Below are 20,600 nucleotides of genomic sequence, written 5' to 3'. Positions count from 1 at the left end.
CCGGGGACACGCTGGGGGTGTGGAAGACGGCCGTTCGCCGGCCGCACGCGGTTCACCCGTCCCGGCCGGTCCTCGCGACCGCCACGCCCCGCGGCGACGGCTCGTCCTGGCGGACTGGCGGACCGGCGTGCGGCACTCGGTGCTCATGGAGCAGTGCTACCCGCACGCCCTGGCGTGGTCACCCGACGGCACCCGACTGGCCGCGTCCGGCCCGGACGGAACCGCGTGGGTGTTCGGCCTCGACGCGCTGGGATCGACCCCCTGAGCGTCGCTCCTGAACCGAGTTACCGCGACCCCGCAGGGCGGGATGGTCCGCCGTGCTCGTCGGCCCGCGTGCCGGGTGCGACCGACGGCGCCGAACCATCCGGCAAGTGGAGGGGTAGGGTACCCGTGTGCCAAAAGAACCCGCCCTGGGCGTTCACCGGCGTGTCCGTCTCACCTCGACTGGTGCCGATTCTCAGCGGCCGTCCGTGGGTTAGCATGAGGGCTGCTGACGACCCCATGGCTCTCGCCCACGGACGGCCGCCATGATTCTACCACCCGAGGCCCACCCGCTGGTTCAGGTTCTGGCGCTGCACTTCACCAGCCCCACCTACCAACGTGCCTCCGCACTTCTGGCCGGGGCCATCCTCACGACCGGGCGGCGCACCATCGCCAACCTGTTGCGCACCCTCCGGCAGCTGGCACCGGGCCACCCGACCGCCTACCGGCGCGTCCTGTCCCGCGCCCCCTGGTCCGGGCTCCGGCTGGGCTGCGCCTCGGTGCGGTTCCTGCTCGACCACGTGGTTCCTGCCGGCCCCGTCGCGCTGGTCGGCGACGACACCGTGGACGGGCACCCCGGTCCGAAGGTGTACGGCAAAGCCCGGCACCGGGACGCCGTCCGGTCCAGCCACGCCTACACGGCCTGGCGGTACGGGCACAAGTGGGTGGTCCTCGCCGTCCTGGTCCAGTTCCCGTTCGCCACGAGGCGGTGGGCGCTGCCGGTACTGATTGACCTGTGCCGCACGCCCGAACGCGGCCGGGCCGAGAAACGTCCGCACAAGACCCCGGCCCAACTCATGTGCCGGTTGCTGCGCCTGTTGCTGGTCCGGTTCCCCGGGCGGACCTTCGTTTTTACTGGTGACTCGGGCTACGGGACCCGCGAGGTGGCCCGGTTCTGCCACCGCCACCGGGACCGGCTGACGCTGGTCAGCAAGCTGCACCCCGACGCCAACCTGTTCGAGCCGCCCCCGCCGTACGCCGGCAGCGGCCGCCCGCGGGTCACGGGCGCTCGGGTTCCCAAGCCGCGACAGGCGGCCGCGACGGCCCCGCGCGCCCGGTTGACGGTCGCGTGGTACGGGGGCGGAACCCGGCGGGTCGAGGCGTCCACCGGGACCGGGCACTGGTACAAGGGCGGGTGCGGGCTGGCCCCGGTCCGGTGGGTGTTCGTCCGGGACACGACCGGCACGCACCGGGACGAGTACCTGTTCACCACCGACGTGGCGCTCTCGCCCGGTGCGGTGGTCGCCGCCTACTGCGGCCGGTGGAACATCGAGACCACGTTCCAGGAGGCCCGCTCGGCGCTCGGGTTGGAGACCACACGCGGGTGGTGCAAGAAGACCGTCCTGCGCGCCGGCCAGTGCCTGCTCGGGTTGTACACCGTGGTCGCGACCCTGTTCCACGCCCTGCCGGCGGCGAAGCGGACCGGTGCGGTCGCGTGGCCCGGGAAGACGACCGTCACCTTCTCGGACGCCTTGTGCGCCGTCCGCCGGTGGTTGTGGGACGAGGCCGTTTTGCCACAGGCCGGGGACGGCACGGCCCTGAAGGAACTCCCCCCAACCGATCCGCGAACTGCTGCTCACCACGCTCGCCCCGGCGACCTGAACGCCCAGAATCGACACCAATCGAGCTCACAGTGTGTCTTGAAACCTACCCGGCTGGGTGCGCCACCTGACCATCCGGTGGATCATGGCGGCGTAGATCATGGCCTCGCTGGTCTCGGTCATGAACTCGTGGTCCCTCCCCAACCGCCGGTATCGCACCACCCAGGCGAAGGTCCGCTCGACCACCCACCGGCGGGGGTGGATCTTGAACCCCGCGGGGGCGTTGTGGGTGGTCGTCACCCGCCACCCGCACCACCGCCGGACCCAGTCGATGAACCGCTTGGTGAACCCGGCGCCGGCGACCACCTCACGCACCCGCGGCTCCCGCCCGCGGACCGCGTCGAGCAGCCAGCACCCGGCGTCCCGATCCTGGGCGTCGGCCGTCGTCACCAGAAGGGCCCAGATCAGCCCGAGCGAATCGACGGCCACGAACCGCTTCCGGCCGAGCGTCTTTTTTCCCCCGTCGTACCCCCTCGGGCCGCCGCGGTGCGTCCTCTCGACCGTCTGGCTGTCCACCCGCAGGGTTTCCGGGGTCGGCGGGGCACCCGCGTCCAGCCGGCAGTCCTCCCGGAGCCGGGCGTGGGCCGCCTCCCACACCCCGGCGAGCAGCCACGCCCGGAAGTACCCGTACACGGTCTGCCACAGCGGGAAGTCGTGCGGCAGGAGCCGCCACGCCGACTCGCCCCGCAGGTGATGGAAGATGGCGTTGGCCACCTCCCGCAACTCGGCCGCCGGCCGCCCTTGCGAGTGCCGGACTTCGGCTTCGGGAGCAGCGGCTCCAACCGCTCCCACTGGTCGTCGGTCACGTCGGTCGGATATGGCTTCCGTGTCATGCCCGATATCGGTAAGGAACCGTCCGTTTGCTACTTCGCGTTCTGACGCGAGAGCCGTACCCTACCTGGATCACCAGGAGGTTCCGGGATGGAACGCCCCGTCCACCAGTGCCCGTGTGAGGCGTGCCGGGCCGGCACCGGCCCCCAGGCCGAGTACCACCGCCGCCTCAACCTGACCCTCAGCCGGCTCGACGAGCAGCAACGGCGTTGGGTCGCCGCCCTGGAGGCCCAGCGGCTCGGGTACGGTGGGTACAACGAGGTCGCGGCCATCACCGGCCTCCGCCCCGAGACCATCCGCCGGGGACGGGACGAGTTGGCCGACGACCTCAAGGACCGCCCGGCCGACCGCGTCTGCCTGGCGGGGGCGGGCGGCCCCTGTCAAAAAAGACCCGGCCCTCGTCCCGGACCTGATCAAGTTGGTCGAACCGGAGACGGCCGGATGCCCGGCCACCGGCGAGCGGTGGGTTCGGACCAGCCTCCGCGGGTTGTCCGCGGCGTTGGGGCACCGGGCCTGTCCGACCACCATCGGGCGGTTGCCCCGGGCCAACGGGTACGGCCTGCGGGGGCACCGCAAGCGACTCGCCCGGAAGACGCACGCCGACCGGGACATCCAGTTCCGGTACATCGCCCGGCAGCGGCGGTCGTTCGTGGGGCTCCGCAACCCCCGGATCAGCATCGACGCCCAGAAGCGGGAGCGGGTCGGGGTGTTCAAGAACCCGGGCCGGCGGTGGTGCCGCAGGCCCACCGCCGTGAGCACACACGACTTCCCGACCGACGCCGTCGCCCAGGCCGTCCCGTACGGTGTGTTCGGCCCGGAGTTGAACCGCGGGCACGTGTGCGTCGGGACATCCGGGAACACGCCGACCTGGCCGTGGACGCGGTCCGCGACTGGTGGCGGCAGAAGGGGAAGCGGCTGTACCCGGACGCGACGGCCCTGCTGATCGAGGCCGACGGGGGCGGGAGCAACGGGCCGACGTCCCGGCGGTTCAAGTTCCGGCTCCAGGAGTTCGCGGACGAGACGGGTCTGACCGTGACGGTGTGCCACTCCCCGCCGGGGGCGTCGAAGTGGAACCCGATCGAGCACCGGTTGTTCAGCCAGGTCAGTGCCACCTGGGCGGGGATCGTCTTGGCCACCCTGGCGGTGCTGGTCGGGCTGATCCGGCGGACGACGACCGCGACCGGCTTGAAGGTGACCGCCCGGGTGATGCCCGGAGCGTACCCGACCGGGCGGAAGGTGACCCCGGCCGAGTTCAAGGCGATCAACCTGACACGCCCCGAGACCTGCCCCCAGTGGAACTACACCATCCACCCCAGGACTGCGGGCAAGAACACGAAGTAACCAGTAGACGGTTCCTAACCCCAGGCGGGGCACGGACGGATGCCGCGGGATGCTCGCAACTGGTGGCGCTGTCAACCGGGCCAGTCTCTCCCGCATCTCATCGACGAGGATCCGCGTCGTCCCAAAGTGGCACGCGGCGTGCACCTGTACCCGTCGGCGAACTGCCTCGGACGGGACACCGTCACTTCTGCCGGCACGCGCTGCCGGTGAGCCCTCAGCCATTCCTGGGTTCACGCAACATGACTTTCCACCCTGCGACCCGCGCCCGTCGGCCCCGGCCCGGCACCCCGACCGTAACACGCCTCGCCGTCGAACCGTTGGGGGACCGCCTGGTGCCCGCGGCGATCTTCGCCGTCGGCAGCGCCGACGGCTTCGCCGCCCTCGTGAACGCGGACTCCGGCGCCCCGCTCGCCGACGGCCTCCGCCTCCTGGACAGCGCACGCGAGCCGTACACGGGACTCGTGCAGGTGGCCCTGGGCGACCTCAACAGGGACGGCTGGGACGACCTGTTCGTGTCCGCCGCGAGGCCCGTGGGCGTCGCCGGGCTCGACGCGTCGAAGGCGGGCAAGGTGTTCGTCTACGACGGCAAGCTGCTCCAGGCGGGGTTTTTACCGCCGAACCCATTCCACACGTTCACCCCGTTCGCGACCACCAACGGCCCGAACGGGACCGCGGGGGCGTACACCAACGGCTTGAACATCGCCGTCGCCGACGTGAACGGCGACGGCACGGTGGACCTCATCGCCGGCACCCGGGGCGGCTCCGCGGCCGGTGGCAATTCGGAGTACGGGCGGCTCGCGGTCGTCAGCGCCGGGGCCGCCGCCGACGGGAGCGGCGACGCCCTCATCGGGGGCACCATGACGCCGTTCGGGACCGGGTACCAGAAGGGCGTGGTCGTGGCCGGCGGCGACTTCAACGGCGACGGCAAGTACGAGGTCGCCGTCACGCGGGGCGGACCCGTTGCCGCGACGAACCCCAACAAGTCCGTCAAACTCAAGGTGCTCGCGTTCTCCGGCGGCGGGCTCACCGAACTGAACCTCACGGGCACCGGCGAGGTGCTGGCGCCCTTCGCGAAGGTGACCAACGCCCGCGGGCGGGGGATCGAGCGCGACGCCCGCCTGACGGCGCTCGACTCCAACGGCGACGGCAAGGACGAGCTGGTCTTCACGGCCCTCGACCGGATCACCGACCCCGCCACCCCGCGCATCCGCGCGGGCGTGTTCGCGGTCGACGTCGGGACCGGGCTCGCGACGCTCGTGAGCACCGGCGTCGACTCGCCGGACCCGAACACGTTCCTCATCGGCGACAACGTCGCCGACCACGCCATCACGCGGGTGGACACCAACGAGGATGGCCTGAGCGACCTCGCGGTACTCACCGAGAGCGGGCCGTTCTTCGGCGTCAAGTTCCTCGATCCGATCACCGGCGACGTACGGCCCGGGGGCCTCGGTTTCGCCCTGGTGAGCGGCGGGCTGGCGATCGACGGGACCTGACCCCGGTTTCGCCGCTCCCGCAGACGCCCCACGTCCCTGTGCCGCATGCGAAGACGGCGAAGTGAGGGCTGGGCAGTGGTGCCGTATGTCGGGCCGAGTCGTCGGGCCCCGACGGAGCCACGGGGGGACCCCACCGGCGGCCGCGGGGCTGTAGAATCACCTCACCGCCGGGGCGTGGAGACCCGACCCGACTATACTCTACGCGGCCAGGAATGAGGCGTTGTCGAACGTCTGGAACTTGAGTGTCATCAAAGAGGCAAGAGCGTCACGATGGTCCGTGTGGATGCGATTGAGACAGTCATCAATGGCTCCCAAGAAAGTCGCGAAGTCAGGGTAGTGCTTTCCCCGCAGCGCCTTCTTCTTCGTGATCTTCCACAGCCTCTCGGTCAGGTTCAGGTTCGGCGAGTACGACGGCAGGAACAACAACTCGATCCCCAACCGCTTCGCTTCCGTCTCCACCGCCTCGCACCGCTGGTACCGTGCGTTGTCCAGGACCACGGTGATCGCCCCCTTGGTCCGCAGCGCGATCTGCCCGAGGAGTTCGATCATCGTGTCGGATGACACCCGCGTGTCGTTGGTCACGCGGATCAACTCCCGGGTGACGCCGTTCCACGCCCCGAGGACGTTGTACCGCCGCCGCCCCGACGAACCGCGCACGAACATCCGCACCAGGCACCACACGCAACACAGGAACGACCCCTGGACGAAGTGGGCGGCGTCCACGAAGAACACGCTTCGCCGTTTTGCCCTGGCTTGAGCCAACACCGGTTCCAACTTCTCCCTCAGGAACGCGGCCTGGGTGCGGTTGTGTTCCTCGACCGTCTGCTTCGGAGGCAATGGGATGGCACCCATGCACCGCCACCTCAGCCCAAGACTTTTTTGAGGAACGCGCGGACTTGCGTTTCCTTCCGGCACACGCCCGTGAGTGCCTCGATCCGCTGGATCGCCTCGGCCACGGTGTGCGGCGGGCGTTTGCGGAACTCGGGTTCCAGAGCCGTGCGATGCTTCTCCAGGACGCTGATGGGCTTGACCCAAAGGAACTCCCGCAAGCCAGGAAGACCGCTCTTGCGGAAGAGGGCCACGTATCGCTCGACGGTGGCCTTGGAGACGCCCGCCAACTGCCCGGCGCGGGCTTGGGTTTGACCCTGGCTGAGCAGCCAGAGAACCTCCATGCGTTGTTGGACACGAGGGTCGGGATGCCGGTAGCGCTCGGTTGCGAGCGTGGAGCGGTCGTCATCGCGGAACGTGAGAGGTACGCGAGTGGCCATCCGTGGCTCCAGACAAGGTTGAGGCGGGAGGCTCGAATTCGACCACAAACCCGAACTCGCGACAACCCCTCATTTCAAGCCGGGCGGAGTATAACGAAATGCAAGCACCCCACTGGGGATCCAGCGGGGTGTCGCGTTTTCGGATGCCTTCCCGTCGAGGGTGCGGGCGCGGTCCAGGGTGAGCCCGCCGAGGTTTACGGACCCCGAAACGCGACTACGTGTTTCTGGCACCTGATGACCGCCGAACTGCTTTTCGCCGTGCGTTCACTATTGTGCACGCCCGTGAGTATTGCGGGAAGTCACGACCCCGCCCCGGACCCCGGGGCAACGGCCGCGAGGTCCATCGCCCCGTTGGCCCAAATCGAATCGTTCGGGACTACCGCCTCGGTCTGACGGGTCGCGTCAAGCTTCGCCTCAACGCGGGCGAGTTGGGCCTGGATGCCTTCGAGGATGCCGGTGGTCATTTGAGGTACGTAGGGTGGAAGGTAAACTCCACAACTCAGTCACTAACACATGCCGATTCACAACCGATTTGTGCCAATAATACAAAACGTTTATACGATCCAGGAAAACGGCGGGCGTGAGGGGTGCTAAGACATTTGTGATACTCCGGTTCCGACCATATCATCCACAGGGGGTTCGCCGGTGCTCGGGGTGCTGTCGATGGCGTTCAAAGAAGTGCCTCACCAACTGCGGGAGCAGTCCGGATTCACCCAACAGCAGCTCACCGAAAAGCGGGCATGCCATTGAGCAGCCTGCGCAGTCACGAGCAGGGACAGCGTGCCCCAGTTGGGCCGCTGTCGTGAAGCTAGCCCGAGCGTTCGGCGTGACTGCCGACGCCTTCTCCGAGTGCGACGAGGTGGCCGACGACGAGCCGGAAGAGAAGCCCGCCGAGAAGCAGGCGAAGAAGTGATGCGCTCCCGGTCCGCACAGGCCAACTGGCACCGAACACGTTGGACCACGCCGAACGGGAAGTGCGGCGCGTGCGGCGGCGACCGCGACAGGGCCGCCTCGCCGCGTTCCATCCTGGGGCGGCAACCTTTTTCCGCCCGGACGCCTTCCCACCGGAGTGGCGAACAAGAACGGTGACCGCACGAGCCCGCGAATGTACGGCCCGTGGGACTCCGCTTCGATGCCGAACCGGCGGTACCAACCGCTCAGAGCCCGCCGCTCCACGCTGGCGGGGGCACGGGGCGCGTGTAGGCTACTTTCTTCCCCCACGTTCCCCGGACCCCCGCATGCTCGTTCGCGAACTCACCGGCGGCGACCCGCCACTCACGTGCAAAGTGATCTTCGTCGACGAGCCGCTGCGGTTCGGCCACCGCGTGACCGACGGCGGGCGACTCGTCGAGCACGTGCTGACCCGGAGAGAGGACTTCGAGCGGGCGGTCGCGGAGCAAGCGGCCGCGGGGTTCGCGGAGACCGAGCGGTCGCTCACCCGGCGGGTGCTCGCGACCGCGGACCAGTTCTGGATCGGGACCCTGGACGGCAACGCCGTGTGCGTCCACTCCGGCGGAATCCGACCGGACTGGAACGAGGCGATGGGGCAGAAGCGGAGCAGGTTGTACCGGGACCGCCGCCGCGCCGTTGCGGCGTACCACCGCGCCGTCGCGGGCAAGCTCGCAGAGGGGTACGTCGAGCAGTACGCCCGGGAGGTGGCGATCCCCGACGGCGCGGGTGAGCCGGGAACGAAGGGGGCACGGTGAGTCGCCGCGGCACCCGCGGGCGGACACCACGGAAGTGAGGGGGGCGCGATGCGTGTGCCGCTGAGGTCGTACCGGTGCGGGGTGTGCCGGTGGCAGGGGCGGTTGGAGCCCGAGGACGCGGGGGACGCGGCCCCGTGCCCGCGGTGCGGGGTGTACCTGTACCCGCTCACCTGGGCGCAGACGTGGGGGCTCGCGCTGCTCCTGGTCGGCCTCAGCCTCGGCGGCGTCTTCGCCGCGGTCCGCCTCGTGCGGTGAAGCGGTTTCCGTTGCCAGGCGCCCCGGGTCGGGTCGGATCGCTCGTCCGGGGCCGCTCCCGTGTCCGTCACGGGGTCGCCGGTGACCGACGCTCCAGCGCTCTGGGCCGCGTGCCTCGCCGACCCGCCCCCTCTCGTCCTTACGGACCTGCTCCGCGAGTTCGATGATCCGGACCGGCAGTCCAGGGGGCGGTTCCTCGGGGCCGGCGTGCCCCCACCTTCTGTCCGCCGGCGACGCCCCGCTCGGGCGGCGCAAGCGGCGATGGGGCCTCCCGAAGTTCGGGGGCACTGCAACGAACCAAGTGGCACGCGCGGGCCCCGTTGTCCGCCCCCGGGCACCGCGCTCGGGGCTGTTTTCGTGCCCCGGGGCGGCCCCGAACCGCACCCGGACGCTCGCGTGCGCCCGTCCGGGTAACCGGGAGAATCCCGGCGTTGCGCAACTCCAACGGGGAAAGTGCCGCGAAGCGTGAGGGGTCCTGCATAAGATGCACACTCCCCCCCCTACCCGGTTCGATCTAGCCCGGGACCTGCGAAGTCTGCTTAAGTACGGCGCGGACGGGTGCGTGCCCTTCGGGCTCGTCGCTCGTGATGGAACTGCTGTCCTCGAAGTCGCACCACGAAAGACCTTCATGCGTCACTCGGTTAAGCGCTGGATTCAGTCCGTTCAGGCCTCATTCCGAAGTCGGTCTGCACAACCCGTTCGCGGGCCCCGGGGCACAACGGGATCGCCGCCGCTGCGACTCGAAGCGCTGGAAGACCGCGCGTTGTTCGCCGTCGCGGCCGTCGTTAATGGTTCAGAGTTGGTCATCTCCACCGACGCCCACGACAGTGTCACGATCTCCGCCGCGGCCGGCGTGTTGACCGTTTCTAGTTCGACGGGCCTCGTCAACGGCAATGCGGCCGTCGGCGGCGTTTCCACCGCAACGGTCAACCTCGACGATTTCACCTCGATCAACGTTCTCAGCGAGAACGACTTTGCGCTCCGGTTCGAGAACGCCGAGGTCGCCGGCAGCGCGGCGTTCGCGAACGAGTTCCTCAACGTTCTTGCCAATCACGTTGACTTCACGTCGGGGCCGCTGAGCGTGAACGGACTGGCCGTCGCCACTGCGGTCCGTGGTGCCACGGTCACGATCGACCAGACGATCACCTCGACGGGAGACGTGAACATCTCGCCGCTCGGTGCCTCCGTCGAAGTGCTCGCACCGATCAACGCGGCCGGGAGGAACGTCACACTGTTTGCGGGCACGGCGGTCCCCGCCGATTTCACGGTGGCACAAGACCCCGCGGGGGTGATCACGGCTGCCTCCCTGTCCGCCCAGGGTGCGGGAGGCGTCGATCTCTCGCAGGCCGCGAACGTGGTGGGGGCGATCGCGGGGCGCGCGTCGTCCGGCGACTTCACGTTCGCGGGCGCCGACGACCTGAGCGTGGGAACGGTCAGCGGCGTCGCCGGAATTGCGACGGTCAGCGGGGGCGTGCTGTTGTTCGTCGCGGCCGGGAAATCGATCACGGTCGGCGAAGCGGTCACGGCGGGCGGGGCCGGCAAGACGTTGGCCCTCGCGGCCGACGCCTTCGACCTCGACGCGGCGAACGCCCTCACGGCGGACAACCTCGTCCTGCGGACCGTCGGCAGCGGCGTGAACCTCACCCTCGGGGCCGCGGGCCTGACCGACGCCGAACTCAACGCGATCAGCGCGAAGAACCTGACGGTACAAGCCTCGGGGACACTCACCACTTCGGGGGCGATCGCACTCGACGACGACGTCTCGGAGGTGATTACGCTCAAGGCCGACGCGATGGTCCTCACCGCCGGGACCGTCGACGCGGGCACCAGGACCGTCGCCCTCGTTCCGAACAACCCCGGCACGCAGATCCTGCTCGGCGGGGCGGACGCGAGCGGGATCCTGGGGCTGATGAACACCGAACTCGGCACCATCACGGCGGGAACCCTCCAGATCGGCGACGCGACCAGCGGGGCCATCACCGTCGCCGGGGCGGTCGCGCCGGCCGCCGTGGGCACCCTGCTGCTCACCACCGGGGCGAACGTCGTTGACAGCAACCCGAGCGGCACCGACATCACGGTTTCGAACCTCGGAGTCACCGCGGGCACGGGCGTGGCCACCGCGGCGGACCCGCTCGAGACGGCCGTTTCGAGCCTGACCGCGACCACGACGACCGGCGGCGTCTTCGTGGCCGACGCCGGGCCCCTGTCCGTCGGGGCCACATCGGCCCCCGGGGACATCAGGATCTCCGCCTCCGGCACACTGACCGTCGCGGGCGAGGTCGCCTCGTCGGCCGGCAGCGTCGCCCTGACGGCGACGGGTGCCGGGAGCAACGTGGCCTACGGCGGGGCGGGCTTCTCCAACGCCCTGGCCGGCACCGTCACCGTGAACGCCGGCGGGGCCATCACGCACGCCGGGTTCGGGGACGACATCCGGGCGTCGGCCGTGGTGCTGAACGCGGCGGCGGGGATCGGCGCGTCCGGAGCCCCGCTCGACATGAGCGCGGGGTCGGTCGCCGCCACGAACACCACCTCGGGCGACGTGGTCATCCGGCTCAACGCGAACCGCGGGTTCACGGCCACCACGGCGAGTGCCGTGAATACCGCCGCGACGGGGAACGTGACGGTCACCCGGGTCGGCGGGACGCAGCTCGCCGTCACGTCGGCCGCGGCCACGAACGGCTCGGTCACCCTCGGCACCAACGGGGCGAGCCTCTCGCTCACCGGCGTGGGCGCCGGCGGGGCGAACCACGACGTGACCGCCTCGACCACCGGGTCCGGGAACATTGCGGTCGGCAGCGTCGCCGCGACCCGGCTCGTCGGCCTGACCGCGGGCGGCGCGATCACCGACGACGGGAGCACCGCGACCGCCGTCACCGCCCCCTCGCTGGCGCTCGCGGCCGCGACCGGCGTCGGCACGTCCGCGGCCCCCGTGAACACGGACGTCGACAAGGTCGAAGCGACGACCGGCACCGGCGGCGTCTTCGTGAGCAACGCGGGCGCGGTCACGATCGGCGGGGTCGACGGCACGCTGACCGGCGTGCGGGTCACCGGCGCGTCGGGGGACATCGACGTCACCGCCACCGGCACGATCACGGTCAACCAGGGGGTCCAGGCCCCCGGCGACGTCGCCCTGACGGCGACGGGCGGCACGTCCGACATCGTCACCCAGGGCGGGAACGGGAACGCCGTCGCGTCCAGCGGCGGAACGGCGACGCTCCGCGCCGGCCGGCATCTGACCCTGGGCACGTCGAGCGCCTGGGGCGACGTCAGCGGGGAGGGGCTCGTTCTGGAGGCGGGCGGCGACATCGTCCTGGACAACACGACGTTCGCGGAGGCCAACGGCGCGGCGGGGCTCCGGGTCACCGCGGGCGGCGACGTCAAGATCCTCCACGCGATTAGGGGCGGGTCGATCCTCAACAGCAACTCGCCCGGGGCCAACGTCACCATCACCACAGGCCCGGGCAAGTCGTTCATCCTGGACCAGGGCCGCGACGGCGGCGTCGGGGCCAGCACGGATGGGGACATCACCATCAACTCGGACAACATGGTCCTGACCTCGGGCCGCGTCGGCACCACCGGCACGGTCACGCTGGCCCCGGTAACCTCCTTCCGGGCGATCAACCTGGGCACCGACGTGACCGATGCCCTGGCCCTGACCGACGCGGAACTGGACCTCGTCGCTGCGGGAACCCTCGTGATCGGGTCGGCAGGCGTCCCGCGCATCACCGTGTCGGCCGACCTGTCGCGCCCCACCGCCACAAAGCTCGAACTCGTGGCCCCCTCCATCATCCAGAACAGTGACGGAGGGTCGATTAACACCGCCGGCGGCGCACTCTCCTTAAGGAGCAACGGACTCAAGACCTATGCCCCGGGCCGCACCGGCCCGGACGTTACCGCGTCCGGGCTGAGTTTCGACAGCGGCCGGGATCTGTACTTTACGCTCGGTGGCACGACCGCGGACACGGAGTACACGCGGTTGACCGTAGCCGGGACGGTGAACCTCGCGGGCACAGGCCTCGTACTCGTGTTCCCGGGGAGCATCGTGCCGAGCACGGGCGACGTGTTCACCATCGTGTCCGCCACGAGCCGGACCGGGGTATTCAACGGGTACGGGGAGAACAGCACGGTCCCGTTCCGGGGCGTGACGCTCCGGGTGAACTACACCGACACCACCGTCACGCTCACGGCCATCGGTGCGCCGACCGCGGCCGCGCAGTCGCTCACCCTCGGCCAGGACAGCGCGGGCGTCCCGGTCACGTTGACGGGCACCGACCCGAACACGCCGGCGCTGCCGCTGACGTACGCCGTCACCGATCCGCCGGACCACGGCACCCTCTCGGGCACGGCCCCGAACATGGTCTACACCCCGGACCCGGGGTACTCCGGCCCGGACGCGTTCACGTTCGCGACGAGCAACGGGTTCCTCAACAGCAGCGAGGCAACCGTCTCGCTCACCGTGGCCCCCCCGCCGGCGGTGGCGTCGGCCGCCGCGACCGTGACGAACGCGTCGCCGATCCCGGTGACGGTGACGTTCTCGGAGTCGGTCACGGGGTTCGAGGCGACCGACGTGGTGGTCGGGAACGGGACGGTGACGAACTTCGCCGGGTCGGGGGCGACGTACACGTTCGGCGTGGTGCCCGCCGGCCAGGGCGCGGTGACCGTGGACGTCGGGGCGGGGGCGGGGCAGTACGCCTCGGGCTTCGGCACCCCCGCGGCGGCTCGACTGACCCGCACGTTCGACGGCCTGGGGCCGGTGGTGGCGATCAGTGCTCCGGTGGTGGTGGGGCCGGGGGTAGTTGCGTACACGGTCACGTACACCGACGACCGGTTCGCGGCGAGCGACCTCGGCACCGGGGACATCACGTTGAACACGACCGGGTCGGTCACCGGAACCGTGAGCGTGGACACAGGCACCGGGAAGATTCGGACGGTGACGGTCAGCGGGATCACCGGGGTGGGGAACCTGAGCATCTCGCTCGCGCCCGGGACCGCGGAAGACACGCTCGGGAACCCGGCTCTCGCGGCCTCGAGCGAGACGTTCGGGGCGCGGCGGCGGTTCGACATGAAGGCGAACTCGATCGGGAAGCAGTCGGCCGGGTGGGAGCGGGTCATGCCCGGGACCAAGTACAGCGCGGCGCTCGGGTACGGGTGGGCGACGACCGGGAGCGTGGGCGGGTCCACGGGGGGCCGGGTGCCGGCGGGCGGGGACGCCCGGGTGCTCGGGGACTATGCGTACGGGCTCACCCCGGTGGCGTTCAAGGTGTTCGTGGGGGCCGGGCAGTCGGCCACGGTGACGGTCCACACGTACTCGGCCCCGACCCAGGGGCTCCAGGGCGTGCGGGCCTCGATCGTGGGTGGCACCACGCAGACGCTCCGCGGCAGTGGGACCGTGACGGTGAGCGGCACGGCGGGGGCCGACGGGGTGCTGACGGTCACGTTCAGCACCGCCCCGGGCTCGTCCCTGTGGATCGTCAACGCCGTCGAGGTCACCCCCGGTCTCCCCGTGTGACCCCGGCGGCGCGCCCCCGGAAATCCCCGGACTACTCGTCGGAACTCTCCGAGTTTCGCGGCGGCGGGTCCGAAATCCTGACGTCCAAAGGACACCGGGCACCCGACCTTGCACCCGGGAGGAGCCACGGGAGGGTGGACATGGGGCGCGACGAGATGGGTGGGAAGCGGCTGTTGCGCGAGGCGCGAGCACTGCGGGACGCGTTCCCCGACGCGGACGCCCTGCGGGGGTTACCGGTCAGTGCGGTTCCCGCCGGAACGGCCCCGGAGGACGCGGTCCCGTGCCGGTGCCGTGCGGCACTCCGGTGCCTCCGGGACGAGATGCTCCTGGTCCGGTCCGGGGCGGCCGGCACGCTGGTCGTCCTCGACGACGAGATGGCCCGGGTCGAGCGCCTGCTGCGGGACGGGTGACCGCCGCCGGCGTGGGCCGGACGCCGCCCCCACGGTCGCCCCGTGCGAACTCGGGGCGGGATCGTGGTCCCGCACACCCCCGCCGATCGTGGAGCCCAGACCGTCCCGGCCGGCCGCTCACCGGAGGGAGGCGTACTCGGCGTCGAGCCGAGCGAGGACCGCGTCCCTCCGGCCCGGGTCACGCTCGAGTTCGGTGCCCACCCGGATCATGACGTACCGGGCGACCCGGTGCCGGAACGTCGGGGGCGGGTCGTTGGCCCACGCGCAGTCGAACCCGGGCCGCTCCCGGAGGCCCGGTTCCAACTCGTCCACGGCCGCGGACAGCGGCACCGCGCCGGCGATCACCCGGTCGGCGACCCGACCCGACGCCTCGCCCTCACGGAGCACGCGGACCCGCTGGGCGTCGAGGGCCGCGGCGTCGTTCTCGTGCCCGCGCACTTCCTCCCGGGCATCGATCCCGAGGCACGCGTCGACCCCCAGGGCGGAGAGGGCGAGGCCGAGCAGTGCGGCGGCCGAGGCGGCCCCGGTGCGGCGGGTGGTCATGGGCGAACCTCCTGACGGGGCCCCCGGCCGCGTGAGCCGGTGCGGCGCGGGAGCCCACCACTACAACTGCGGCTCCTGTCACCGGGGAACAGAGCGGCTTGCCCGACCCCGCTGGCGGGACTGCTCTCACTTGGAACGGGCCCCTCCGCCCCGGCGCCCGGACCTCGGGTTAACGTAACCGGCCCCGGCAACCTAAGTGGATTGCCGGGGCCGGTTACGTTGTGGCGATCGATGTGGTCAGTAGCTGCGGGGGGACCCGCGTCCGGCACCGGTCCGGCCCGCGGCGGACACCCCGCCCTCGCGCGGCTTGGCCTCGTTCACCGTCAGGGTGCGGCCGCCGAAATGCGCCTGGTGCAGGGCCTGGACCGCCTCCTCGGCCCCCTCGGCCAGCTCGACGAACGCGAACCCGCGGCTGTCCCCGGTCTCGCGGTCCGAGCAGATGGTCGCGCTCAGCACCCGGCCGTACGGGGTGAACATCTCCCGCAACTCGTCGGCCGTGGCGTTGAACGGCAAGTTGCCAACGTAAAGCTTCTTCAAAAGAACTCTCTTCTGGGCGTTCGGCCCGGGGAACGGACGGCGCACGGCCGAAGTGGCCGCGGCCGGGTCAGGAGTCGCACGGCCCGGCGGCCCTTGGTACTGTGGGTAGGGGGCACAGGACGGGCGAGCATGGGCGGACCAATCGCGGATCGTCTCCTGACGGGCGGACCGGTCGGTCCGCGTGCGGGCATTATACACCGGCCCCGGCACCGCGTGAATGCCGGTCCCGGCATCACGGCGGTTGCGGCGCAACCGGCTCTCGGGCGCACCCAGCGGCGGGTTGTCGGAGGTCGAACGCCCGCCGGGCTCAGAACAGGCTCGGGGTACTGTCCTTTCTCCAGGCCGGGAGCCGGTAACCCCTCCGGTCCCGCGGGTTCACCAGTTCGCCCGCCGCCGTCAGGTCAGCGAGCGCCTTGGCCACGGTTCCCGGCCCGTGCCTCTTCCCCGCGGCCTTGAGCACCCGGAGCACCTCCTTGCGGGTCAGCGACCGGCCGGCCGCGGCGACCACCGCCACCACGTCGGCCTTGCACCCGGCCCGCCCGCCCGGGGACCGCCACCGGACCGTGGGCATGGCCCGCTTCGCGTCCCACACGAGCACCAGGCACGCCACGCCCCCCTCGACGTCGGTCACGCGAACCGTCGGCGGGGGCTTCAGCTTCGACAGGGCCTCGACCACCGCGCGTGTGGCGGCCTCGACGGTGGAACGCGGGGTGTGCATGGCGGGGGACCCGGGGCCGGAACATCGCGGAACACGCCCAACCCCCTCCTGCGGCTGGCCTTCACCTCCCCTGAGTGTAATACTTCTCTCGCTACTAGTGAACACCCAATCACTAACAGCAGGGAGGTCGGCAATGGTGGGGCATCTGGACGCGGACTGCTTCTACGTGTCGGCGGAGCGGGTGCGGCACCCGGACCTCGTGGGCAAGCCGGTCGGCGTGTTGGGCAACAACGGGGCGTGCGTCATCGCCAAGAGCTACGAGATGAGGGCCGCCGGCGTCAAAACCGGCACGCCCATCTGGGACGCGGTGAAGCTGTGCCCCCACGGGGTGTACGTGAAGCGGGACTTCTACTGGTACGAGGTCCTGTCGCGGAAGATGCTGGAGGCGGTGGGCCGGCACTTCGGCCCGCTCGAATACTACTCCATCGACGAGTTCTTCTTCCGCGCCCAGGCCCCGCGGGCCGGTCAGTCCCTCCACGACGCGGCGCTCGCCGTTCGGGACCACGTCCTCGAAGCGTGCGGGCTGCCGGTGACCATCGGCGTGGCCCGGACGCGGACCCTCGCGAAGTTGTTCAGCGACACGGCCAAGCCGTTCGGCGCGGTCACGGTGACCGACCGGGACCACGAGCGGGCGCTCCTGGCCACGATGCCGGCGACCGAGATCAGCGGCATCGGCGGCCGGCGGGCCGCGCGGCTCGCGCCGTACGGCATCCGCACCTGCCTCGACTTCGCCCTCGCCGACGGGAAGCTCATCAAGAAGCTCCTCACGAAGACAGGTCACGAACTGTGGCTCGAACTCAACGGGCACCCGGTCACGCCCATTCGGCCCGAGCGCGCACCCCACCAGGTGCTGGCCCGCGGCGGGAGCCTCATGGGGAACGTCGATGATCCGAGCGTGCTGTGGGCGTGGTGCGTGCGGCACACCGAGCGGCTCATCGAGGAGTTGCACTTCCACCACGTCCGCACCGACGCGCTGGGCGTCCACCTGGCGTGGAAGGACGGCGGGTCCACGGCCGGCCTGTGCAAGCTGCCCGTCCCGTCCGACCGGTTCGACGAGTTGCTCGACGGCGCTCGGACGGCACTGCGGCGGGCGTACCGGCCCGACCAGCCGGCCACGCACATGCACGTCGTCGCCCCGAAGTTGCGTCGGGCGCGGGGGTTCCAGCTGAGCCTGTTCAACCCGCCGGACCCGAAGCGGGAGGCGGTCGCGCGGGTGAAGACCGCGATCAACGAGCGGTACGGGCGGTTCACGCTGCGGAGCGCGTCGACGCTGCACCTGCCGGCCGTGTACGCGGACCCGGCGAACAACTTCGACATCTGCGACGTGCGGGGCAAGGTGTGCTTCTGAGGTGGCGTCGAGGGCTTGGCCGTGTGTACCGCGATCGCCCTCGCCACCAGCGAACTCCCGCTCTCGCTCCTGGAGCAATACGGACTGACGGACCGGGTCCACGACCGCGGGGGTGAGAAAGAGGTCCGGTTCTACTGGCAGGCCAACCCGACGCTGTTGCCGGTGTGGTGGGACGGCCGGCTCCGGATCGTCCGGTGGGGGAACCGGGACCGGGCCGAGCGGAAGCTCCCCCCGACCGGGTGGACGTGGAAGGAGTCGGTCGAGGAGGGCAAGTGGTCGGCGCTGTCGCCCGAGCCGGTCCTCGTCCCCGCCACGTACGCGCTCGCCAACGGGGTCTGGTACCGGGTCAAGCAGGGGGTGCAAGGGCTTCTCGTACGGGACCGCGTCGGGCTCCCGATCGTGTTCCTGGTGACCGAGCCGGCCACGCGGTACTACCGGGTCATGACCCGGGCCGAGTGGATGCCGAGCCTCGTCGGCGAGGTGATCTGACGGCAGGCAAGAGTGGGGAAGCTGGTAGCGGGGAGTTGATCGAGGGCGGCCCGGAGCCGGGCGTGCTCGACACGCTGTGGCCGCCGATGATGAAGCGACGGAACGCGATGCCGCCCGGATGGGCGGGGCGGGGTGCGATGTCGGTTGGCGTATCCCGCTCAGGTGCGGGCACGGCCCGCACCTGAGCGGGATCGGTTCCGTCACGATTGACGCAACCCGGGCGGACACGCTCCGCGGCTCCCGCAGTCACTTGTTCGGCCTCTCACCCCGGCCGGGGCCGCCGCGGAGGGGCCAGGGCGACCGTGAGCTTGCTGGCCAGGTCGCGGGCGGCCTCGACCAGGGTCGGCCCCACGCCGATCACCCCCGCCTTGGCCACCCGGACCCACCCGCCGGGGGCCGCGCTGACCGCGGCCGGGAACGTGAGGAGTCGCCGCGACGTGCCGCCGGTGGTGCCGTCCCGCCAGTCCATGTGCGTCTCCAAAGGAGGGGCGTGGGCCGAACCCGAACGCCCGGCCGGCGGGGACTTGCGCGCCCCCACGGGGCAGACACCGCCCCGGCTGGGCTTCAGGTGTCGACCGTGTCGACACCTGAGGCCGTGACGCCGACCCCCGGCGGCCACTCCGGGCCCACACGGGGTACGCTCATGCGGATGCGCCGCCGCGACGTGTTCGTCGTCCCTGCCGCGCATCTCTGCGGCGGCGCCGGGACCATCGACCTGACTGACGTGACGACCAAGGCCCGCGGGTCGACGTTCACCGGCGGGAGCGTGGCGACCACGGGGGCAGGTGTGCCGGAAGCACCGGCGCAGCGGGGACTGACCGCCCGGAGGCGGCGGAGACAGCCGCGGCCGCGTCAAACCCTGAACCCGCGGCGGCAGCCGGGGCACAGGCGTAGAGAATCATTACCGGCAGCGGCGTGGGAGAGAACACGGCCGCACTCACGCGAGCAGTTCCGAGATCGGGCCGGTGCTCTCCTTGAACGCCGTCACCGGGCAGCCGAGCTGCTGGAGGATGGTCAGGTACAGGTCCGACATCGGCTTCTTGTCGGTGTCCCACTTCAGGTGCTGGCCGTGCCGGAACCCGAGCTTCCGCCCGCCGGCCACGAGCGTCGGGAAGCTCTTGCCCGAGTGGCTCGAGATCTGCGCCCCCCCGAACAGCAGGACCGTGTGGTCGAGGAGCGTGCCGTCGGCGGCGCGGACCCCCCGGAGCTTCTCCACGAGCCGGGCCAGGCACCCGACCAGCATCGCGTCCCGCGCCGCGAGCACCTTGGAGTCGGGCGCGTCCGGGTCGCCGCTGCCCTTGTGGTGGACGTCGTGCGCCCCGCGGACCGGCGCGCCGGCCTTCTGCGCCCAGTCCTTGTACTCGTCGTAGTTCGGGCCGCCCTCGCCGCCGAGCGAGTGCGTCACCACCCGCGTCATGTCGGTCTGGAACGCCAGCGCGATGAGGTCGGTCATCAGCTCGATGTGCTCCCGCATGCTGTTCTTGGCCTGCGGGTCCACCTTCACGGCGGCCTCGTCGAACTTCGGGCGGCCGCGGTCGAGGATCGCCCGGCTGTCGCCGAGCCGCTTCTCGACCTCGCGGACCGATTCGAGGTACTGGTCGAGCCGGCGCCGGTCCTCGGCCCCGAGGTGCCGCTGCGCGTCCCGCACCCCGCCGGCCGCCGTGTCGAGGACGCTGCGGCTCAGCGCGAGCCGGGCCTCGGCCTCCTTGAGTTGCCCCCGGTCGGCGGGCGGGAACAGCCGCTCGAACACGGTGCGGTGGCTCGCCGTCGCGGGGACGTCCACGCCCATCGAGTTCCGCGACAGGGTCGTGGTGCCGACCCCGTCGGCGAACGACAGCGCCAGCGACGGCACCCACGTCGGTCCGAGGTGCTTGGCCGCGACCTGGTCCATCGACACGGTGTTGGTGACCGTGCCGGGGACGATGTTGATGTTGTGGCCGGTGAGCCAGTTGTACGGGTGGACGTGGCCGGAGATGCGGCCGGTGATGTGCGACAGGTTCGTGAGCACCGAGCACTCGTCGCGGACCTTCTCGAGCGGCTTGTGCGAGTCGGCGAGGGTGTAGTTCCGGCCCGTGTCCCTGGGGAACCAGGCGTGCCGGTTGATGGCCCCCGGGACGTAGAAGCACGCCAGCCGCCGCGGCTCCTGCGTGCCGGCCGCGGCCGCGGCGGTCCCGCCGCCCATGATTTCCAGGTACGGCAGGGCCAGGGTCGCGCCGAACCCGCGGAGCATGGTGCGGCGGGTGATCGCGTGGGTCTTCGGGTTCATGGCGGTCTCGGGGGTGGGGGCGGG

17 protein-coding genes and 2 pseudogenes are annotated in these 20,600 nt (G+C 71.0%); 10 read left to right on the top strand and 9 right to left on the bottom strand.

Translation table 11 applies throughout. From position 1 onward, the window contains the following. Positions 1-19 precede the first annotated feature (19 nt). Positions 20-265 carry a hypothetical protein gene (locus tag ACTIGN_RS17620; RefSeq protein ID WP_439626156.1) on the top strand — a complete coding sequence of 82 codons (246 nt, stop codon included), beginning with the start codon at positions 20-22 and terminating at the stop codon, positions 263-265. 262 nt (positions 266-527) lie between these two features. Further along, positions 528-1,715: pseudogene (locus ACTIGN_RS17615) on the top strand (IS701 family transposase); the annotation flags it as partial. Positions 1,716-1,889: 174 nt separating this feature from the next. Here the strand turns inward: ACTIGN_RS17615 and ACTIGN_RS17610 are convergent. After that, on the bottom strand, positions 1,890-2,576 hold the full coding sequence (locus ACTIGN_RS17610; RefSeq protein WP_439626154.1) for an IS5 family transposase: 687 nt from the start codon (positions 2,574-2,576) through the stop codon (positions 1,890-1,892). Positions 2,577-2,940: 364 nt separating this feature from the next. Between ACTIGN_RS17610 and ACTIGN_RS17605 the strand changes: the two are divergent. Both ACTIGN_RS17605 and ACTIGN_RS17600 read left to right on the top strand, forming a co-directional pair. Beyond that, a pseudogene (locus ACTIGN_RS17605) lies at positions 2,941-4,034 on the top strand (ISAzo13 family transposase). Positions 4,035-4,366: 332 nt separating this feature from the next. After that, complete coding sequence (locus ACTIGN_RS17600; RefSeq protein ID WP_439626152.1) at positions 4,367-5,527, top strand: FG-GAP repeat domain-containing protein; 1,161 nt, start codon at positions 4,367-4,369, stop codon at positions 5,525-5,527. Between the two features lie 198 nt (positions 5,528-5,725). Here the strand turns inward: ACTIGN_RS17600 and ACTIGN_RS17595 are convergent, their stop codons facing one another. The 3 genes from ACTIGN_RS17595 to ACTIGN_RS17585 all read right to left on the bottom strand — a co-directional run bounded on the left by ACTIGN_RS17595 (position 5,726) and on the right by ACTIGN_RS17585 (position 7,259). After that, a complete protein-coding gene (locus ACTIGN_RS17595) occupies positions 5,726-6,379 on the bottom strand; it encodes an IS630 family transposase (RefSeq protein ID WP_439626150.1) in 654 nt (217 codons plus the stop codon). Between the two features lie 11 nt (positions 6,380-6,390). Further along, complete coding sequence (locus tag ACTIGN_RS17590; RefSeq protein WP_439626148.1) at positions 6,391-6,795, bottom strand: helix-turn-helix domain-containing protein; 405 nt, start codon at positions 6,793-6,795, stop codon at positions 6,391-6,393. Positions 6,796-7,094: 299 nt separating this feature from the next. After that, entirely contained in the window at positions 7,095-7,259 is a 165-nt protein-coding gene (locus ACTIGN_RS17585) for a hypothetical protein (RefSeq protein ID WP_439626146.1), read from the bottom strand. Positions 7,260-8,033: 774 nt separating this feature from the next. On the opposite strand from ACTIGN_RS17585, the gene ACTIGN_RS17580 reads away from it, so the two are divergent. The 4 genes from ACTIGN_RS17580 (at position 8,034) to ACTIGN_RS17565 (ending at position 14,675) form a co-directional block, all read left to right on the top strand. Continuing rightward, positions 8,034-8,501, top strand: coding sequence for a hypothetical protein (locus ACTIGN_RS17580; RefSeq protein ID WP_439626144.1), 468 nt, complete (start codon positions 8,034-8,036; stop codon positions 8,499-8,501). Between the two features lie 48 nt (positions 8,502-8,549). Beyond that, complete coding sequence (locus tag ACTIGN_RS17575) at positions 8,550-8,756, top strand: hypothetical protein (RefSeq protein WP_439626142.1); 207 nt, start codon at positions 8,550-8,552, stop codon at positions 8,754-8,756. Between the two features lie 763 nt (positions 8,757-9,519). After that, positions 9,520-14,265 carry a beta strand repeat-containing protein gene (locus ACTIGN_RS17570; RefSeq protein ID WP_439626140.1) on the top strand — a complete coding sequence of 1,582 codons (4,746 nt, stop codon included), beginning with the start codon at positions 9,520-9,522 and terminating at the stop codon, positions 14,263-14,265. 140 nt (positions 14,266-14,405) lie between these two features. Then, positions 14,406-14,675, top strand: a complete 270-nt coding sequence (locus tag ACTIGN_RS17565; protein WP_439626139.1) for a hypothetical protein — start codon at positions 14,406-14,408, stop codon at positions 14,673-14,675. A 117-nt stretch (positions 14,676-14,792) separates the two neighbouring features. Here the strand turns inward: ACTIGN_RS17565 and ACTIGN_RS17560 are convergent, their stop codons facing one another. The 3 genes from ACTIGN_RS17560 to ACTIGN_RS17550 all read right to left on the bottom strand — a co-directional run bounded on the left by ACTIGN_RS17560 (position 14,793) and on the right by ACTIGN_RS17550 (position 16,473). Continuing rightward, complete coding sequence (locus tag ACTIGN_RS17560) at positions 14,793-15,218, bottom strand: hypothetical protein (protein WP_439626137.1); 426 nt, start codon at positions 15,216-15,218, stop codon at positions 14,793-14,795. 237 nt (positions 15,219-15,455) lie between these two features. Continuing rightward, on the bottom strand, positions 15,456-15,755 hold the full coding sequence (locus ACTIGN_RS17555) for an RNA recognition motif domain-containing protein (protein ID WP_439626135.1): 300 nt from the start codon (positions 15,753-15,755) through the stop codon (positions 15,456-15,458). A 307-nt stretch (positions 15,756-16,062) separates the two neighbouring features. Beyond that, positions 16,063-16,473 (bottom strand): hypothetical protein, encoded by a 411-nt coding sequence (locus ACTIGN_RS17550; RefSeq protein ID WP_439626133.1) that lies wholly within the window; start codon positions 16,471-16,473, stop codon positions 16,063-16,065. 133 nt (positions 16,474-16,606) lie between these two features. Between ACTIGN_RS17550 and ACTIGN_RS17545 the strand changes: the two genes are divergently transcribed. Together ACTIGN_RS17545 and ACTIGN_RS17540 are read left to right on the top strand one after the other, a co-directional pair. Continuing rightward, a complete protein-coding gene (locus ACTIGN_RS17545; protein ID WP_439626131.1) occupies positions 16,607-17,821 on the top strand; it encodes a DNA polymerase Y family protein in 1,215 nt (404 codons plus the stop codon). A gap of 21 nt (positions 17,822-17,842) precedes the next feature. Next, complete coding sequence (locus tag ACTIGN_RS17540; protein WP_439626129.1) at positions 17,843-18,310, top strand: hypothetical protein; 468 nt, start codon at positions 17,843-17,845, stop codon at positions 18,308-18,310. A 262-nt stretch (positions 18,311-18,572) separates the two neighbouring features. Here ACTIGN_RS17540 and ACTIGN_RS17535 read toward each other — a convergent pair whose 3' ends face one another. Beyond that, the gene (locus tag ACTIGN_RS17535; protein WP_439626127.1) at positions 18,573-18,779 is read right to left on the bottom strand and encodes a hypothetical protein; all 207 of its coding nucleotides are present in this window, start codon (positions 18,777-18,779) and stop codon (positions 18,573-18,575) included. Between the two features lie 468 nt (positions 18,780-19,247). Continuing rightward, the coding region (locus ACTIGN_RS17530; RefSeq protein ID WP_439626126.1) for a DUF1552 domain-containing protein at positions 19,248-20,600 on the bottom strand (1,353 nt) is incomplete at its 5' end.

It is taken from the genome of Gemmata sp., assembly GCF_051859125.1.
GTDB lineage: Bacteria > Planctomycetota > Planctomycetia > Gemmatales > Gemmataceae > Gemmata.
Note: the sequence above shows the minus strand (reverse complement) of the source record. Positions and strands in the feature narration are given on the sequence as shown.

What these genes read in the sequence shown, in the direction of transcription:
- ACTIGN_RS17595 (WP_439626150.1), bottom strand. Translation starts at nt 6,379, where the DNA reads ATGGGTGCCATCCCATTGCCTCCGAAGCAGACGGTCGAGGAACACAAC.
- ACTIGN_RS17590 (WP_439626148.1), bottom strand. Translation starts at nt 6,795, where the DNA reads ATGGCCACTCGCGTACCTCTCACGTTCCGCGATGACGACCGCTCCACG.
- ACTIGN_RS17585 (WP_439626146.1), bottom strand. Translation starts at nt 7,259, where the DNA reads ATGACCACCGGCATCCTCGAAGGCATCCAGGCCCAACTCGCCCGCGTT.
- ACTIGN_RS17580 (WP_439626144.1), top strand. Translation starts at nt 8,034, where the DNA reads ATGCTCGTTCGCGAACTCACCGGCGGCGACCCGCCACTCACGTGCAAA.
- ACTIGN_RS17575 (WP_439626142.1), top strand. Translation starts at nt 8,550, where the DNA reads ATGCGTGTGCCGCTGAGGTCGTACCGGTGCGGGGTGTGCCGGTGGCAG.
- ACTIGN_RS17565 (WP_439626139.1), top strand. Translation starts at nt 14,406, where the DNA reads ATGGGGCGCGACGAGATGGGTGGGAAGCGGCTGTTGCGCGAGGCGCGA.
- ACTIGN_RS17560 (WP_439626137.1), bottom strand. Translation starts at nt 15,218, where the DNA reads ATGACCACCCGCCGCACCGGGGCCGCCTCGGCCGCCGCACTGCTCGGC.
- ACTIGN_RS17550 (WP_439626133.1), bottom strand. Translation starts at nt 16,473, where the DNA reads ATGCACACCCCGCGTTCCACCGTCGAGGCCGCCACACGCGCGGTGGTC.
- ACTIGN_RS17545 (WP_439626131.1), top strand. Translation starts at nt 16,607, where the DNA reads ATGGTGGGGCATCTGGACGCGGACTGCTTCTACGTGTCGGCGGAGCGG.
- ACTIGN_RS17535 (WP_439626127.1), bottom strand. Translation starts at nt 18,779, where the DNA reads ATGGACTGGCGGGACGGCACCACCGGCGGCACGTCGCGGCGACTCCTC.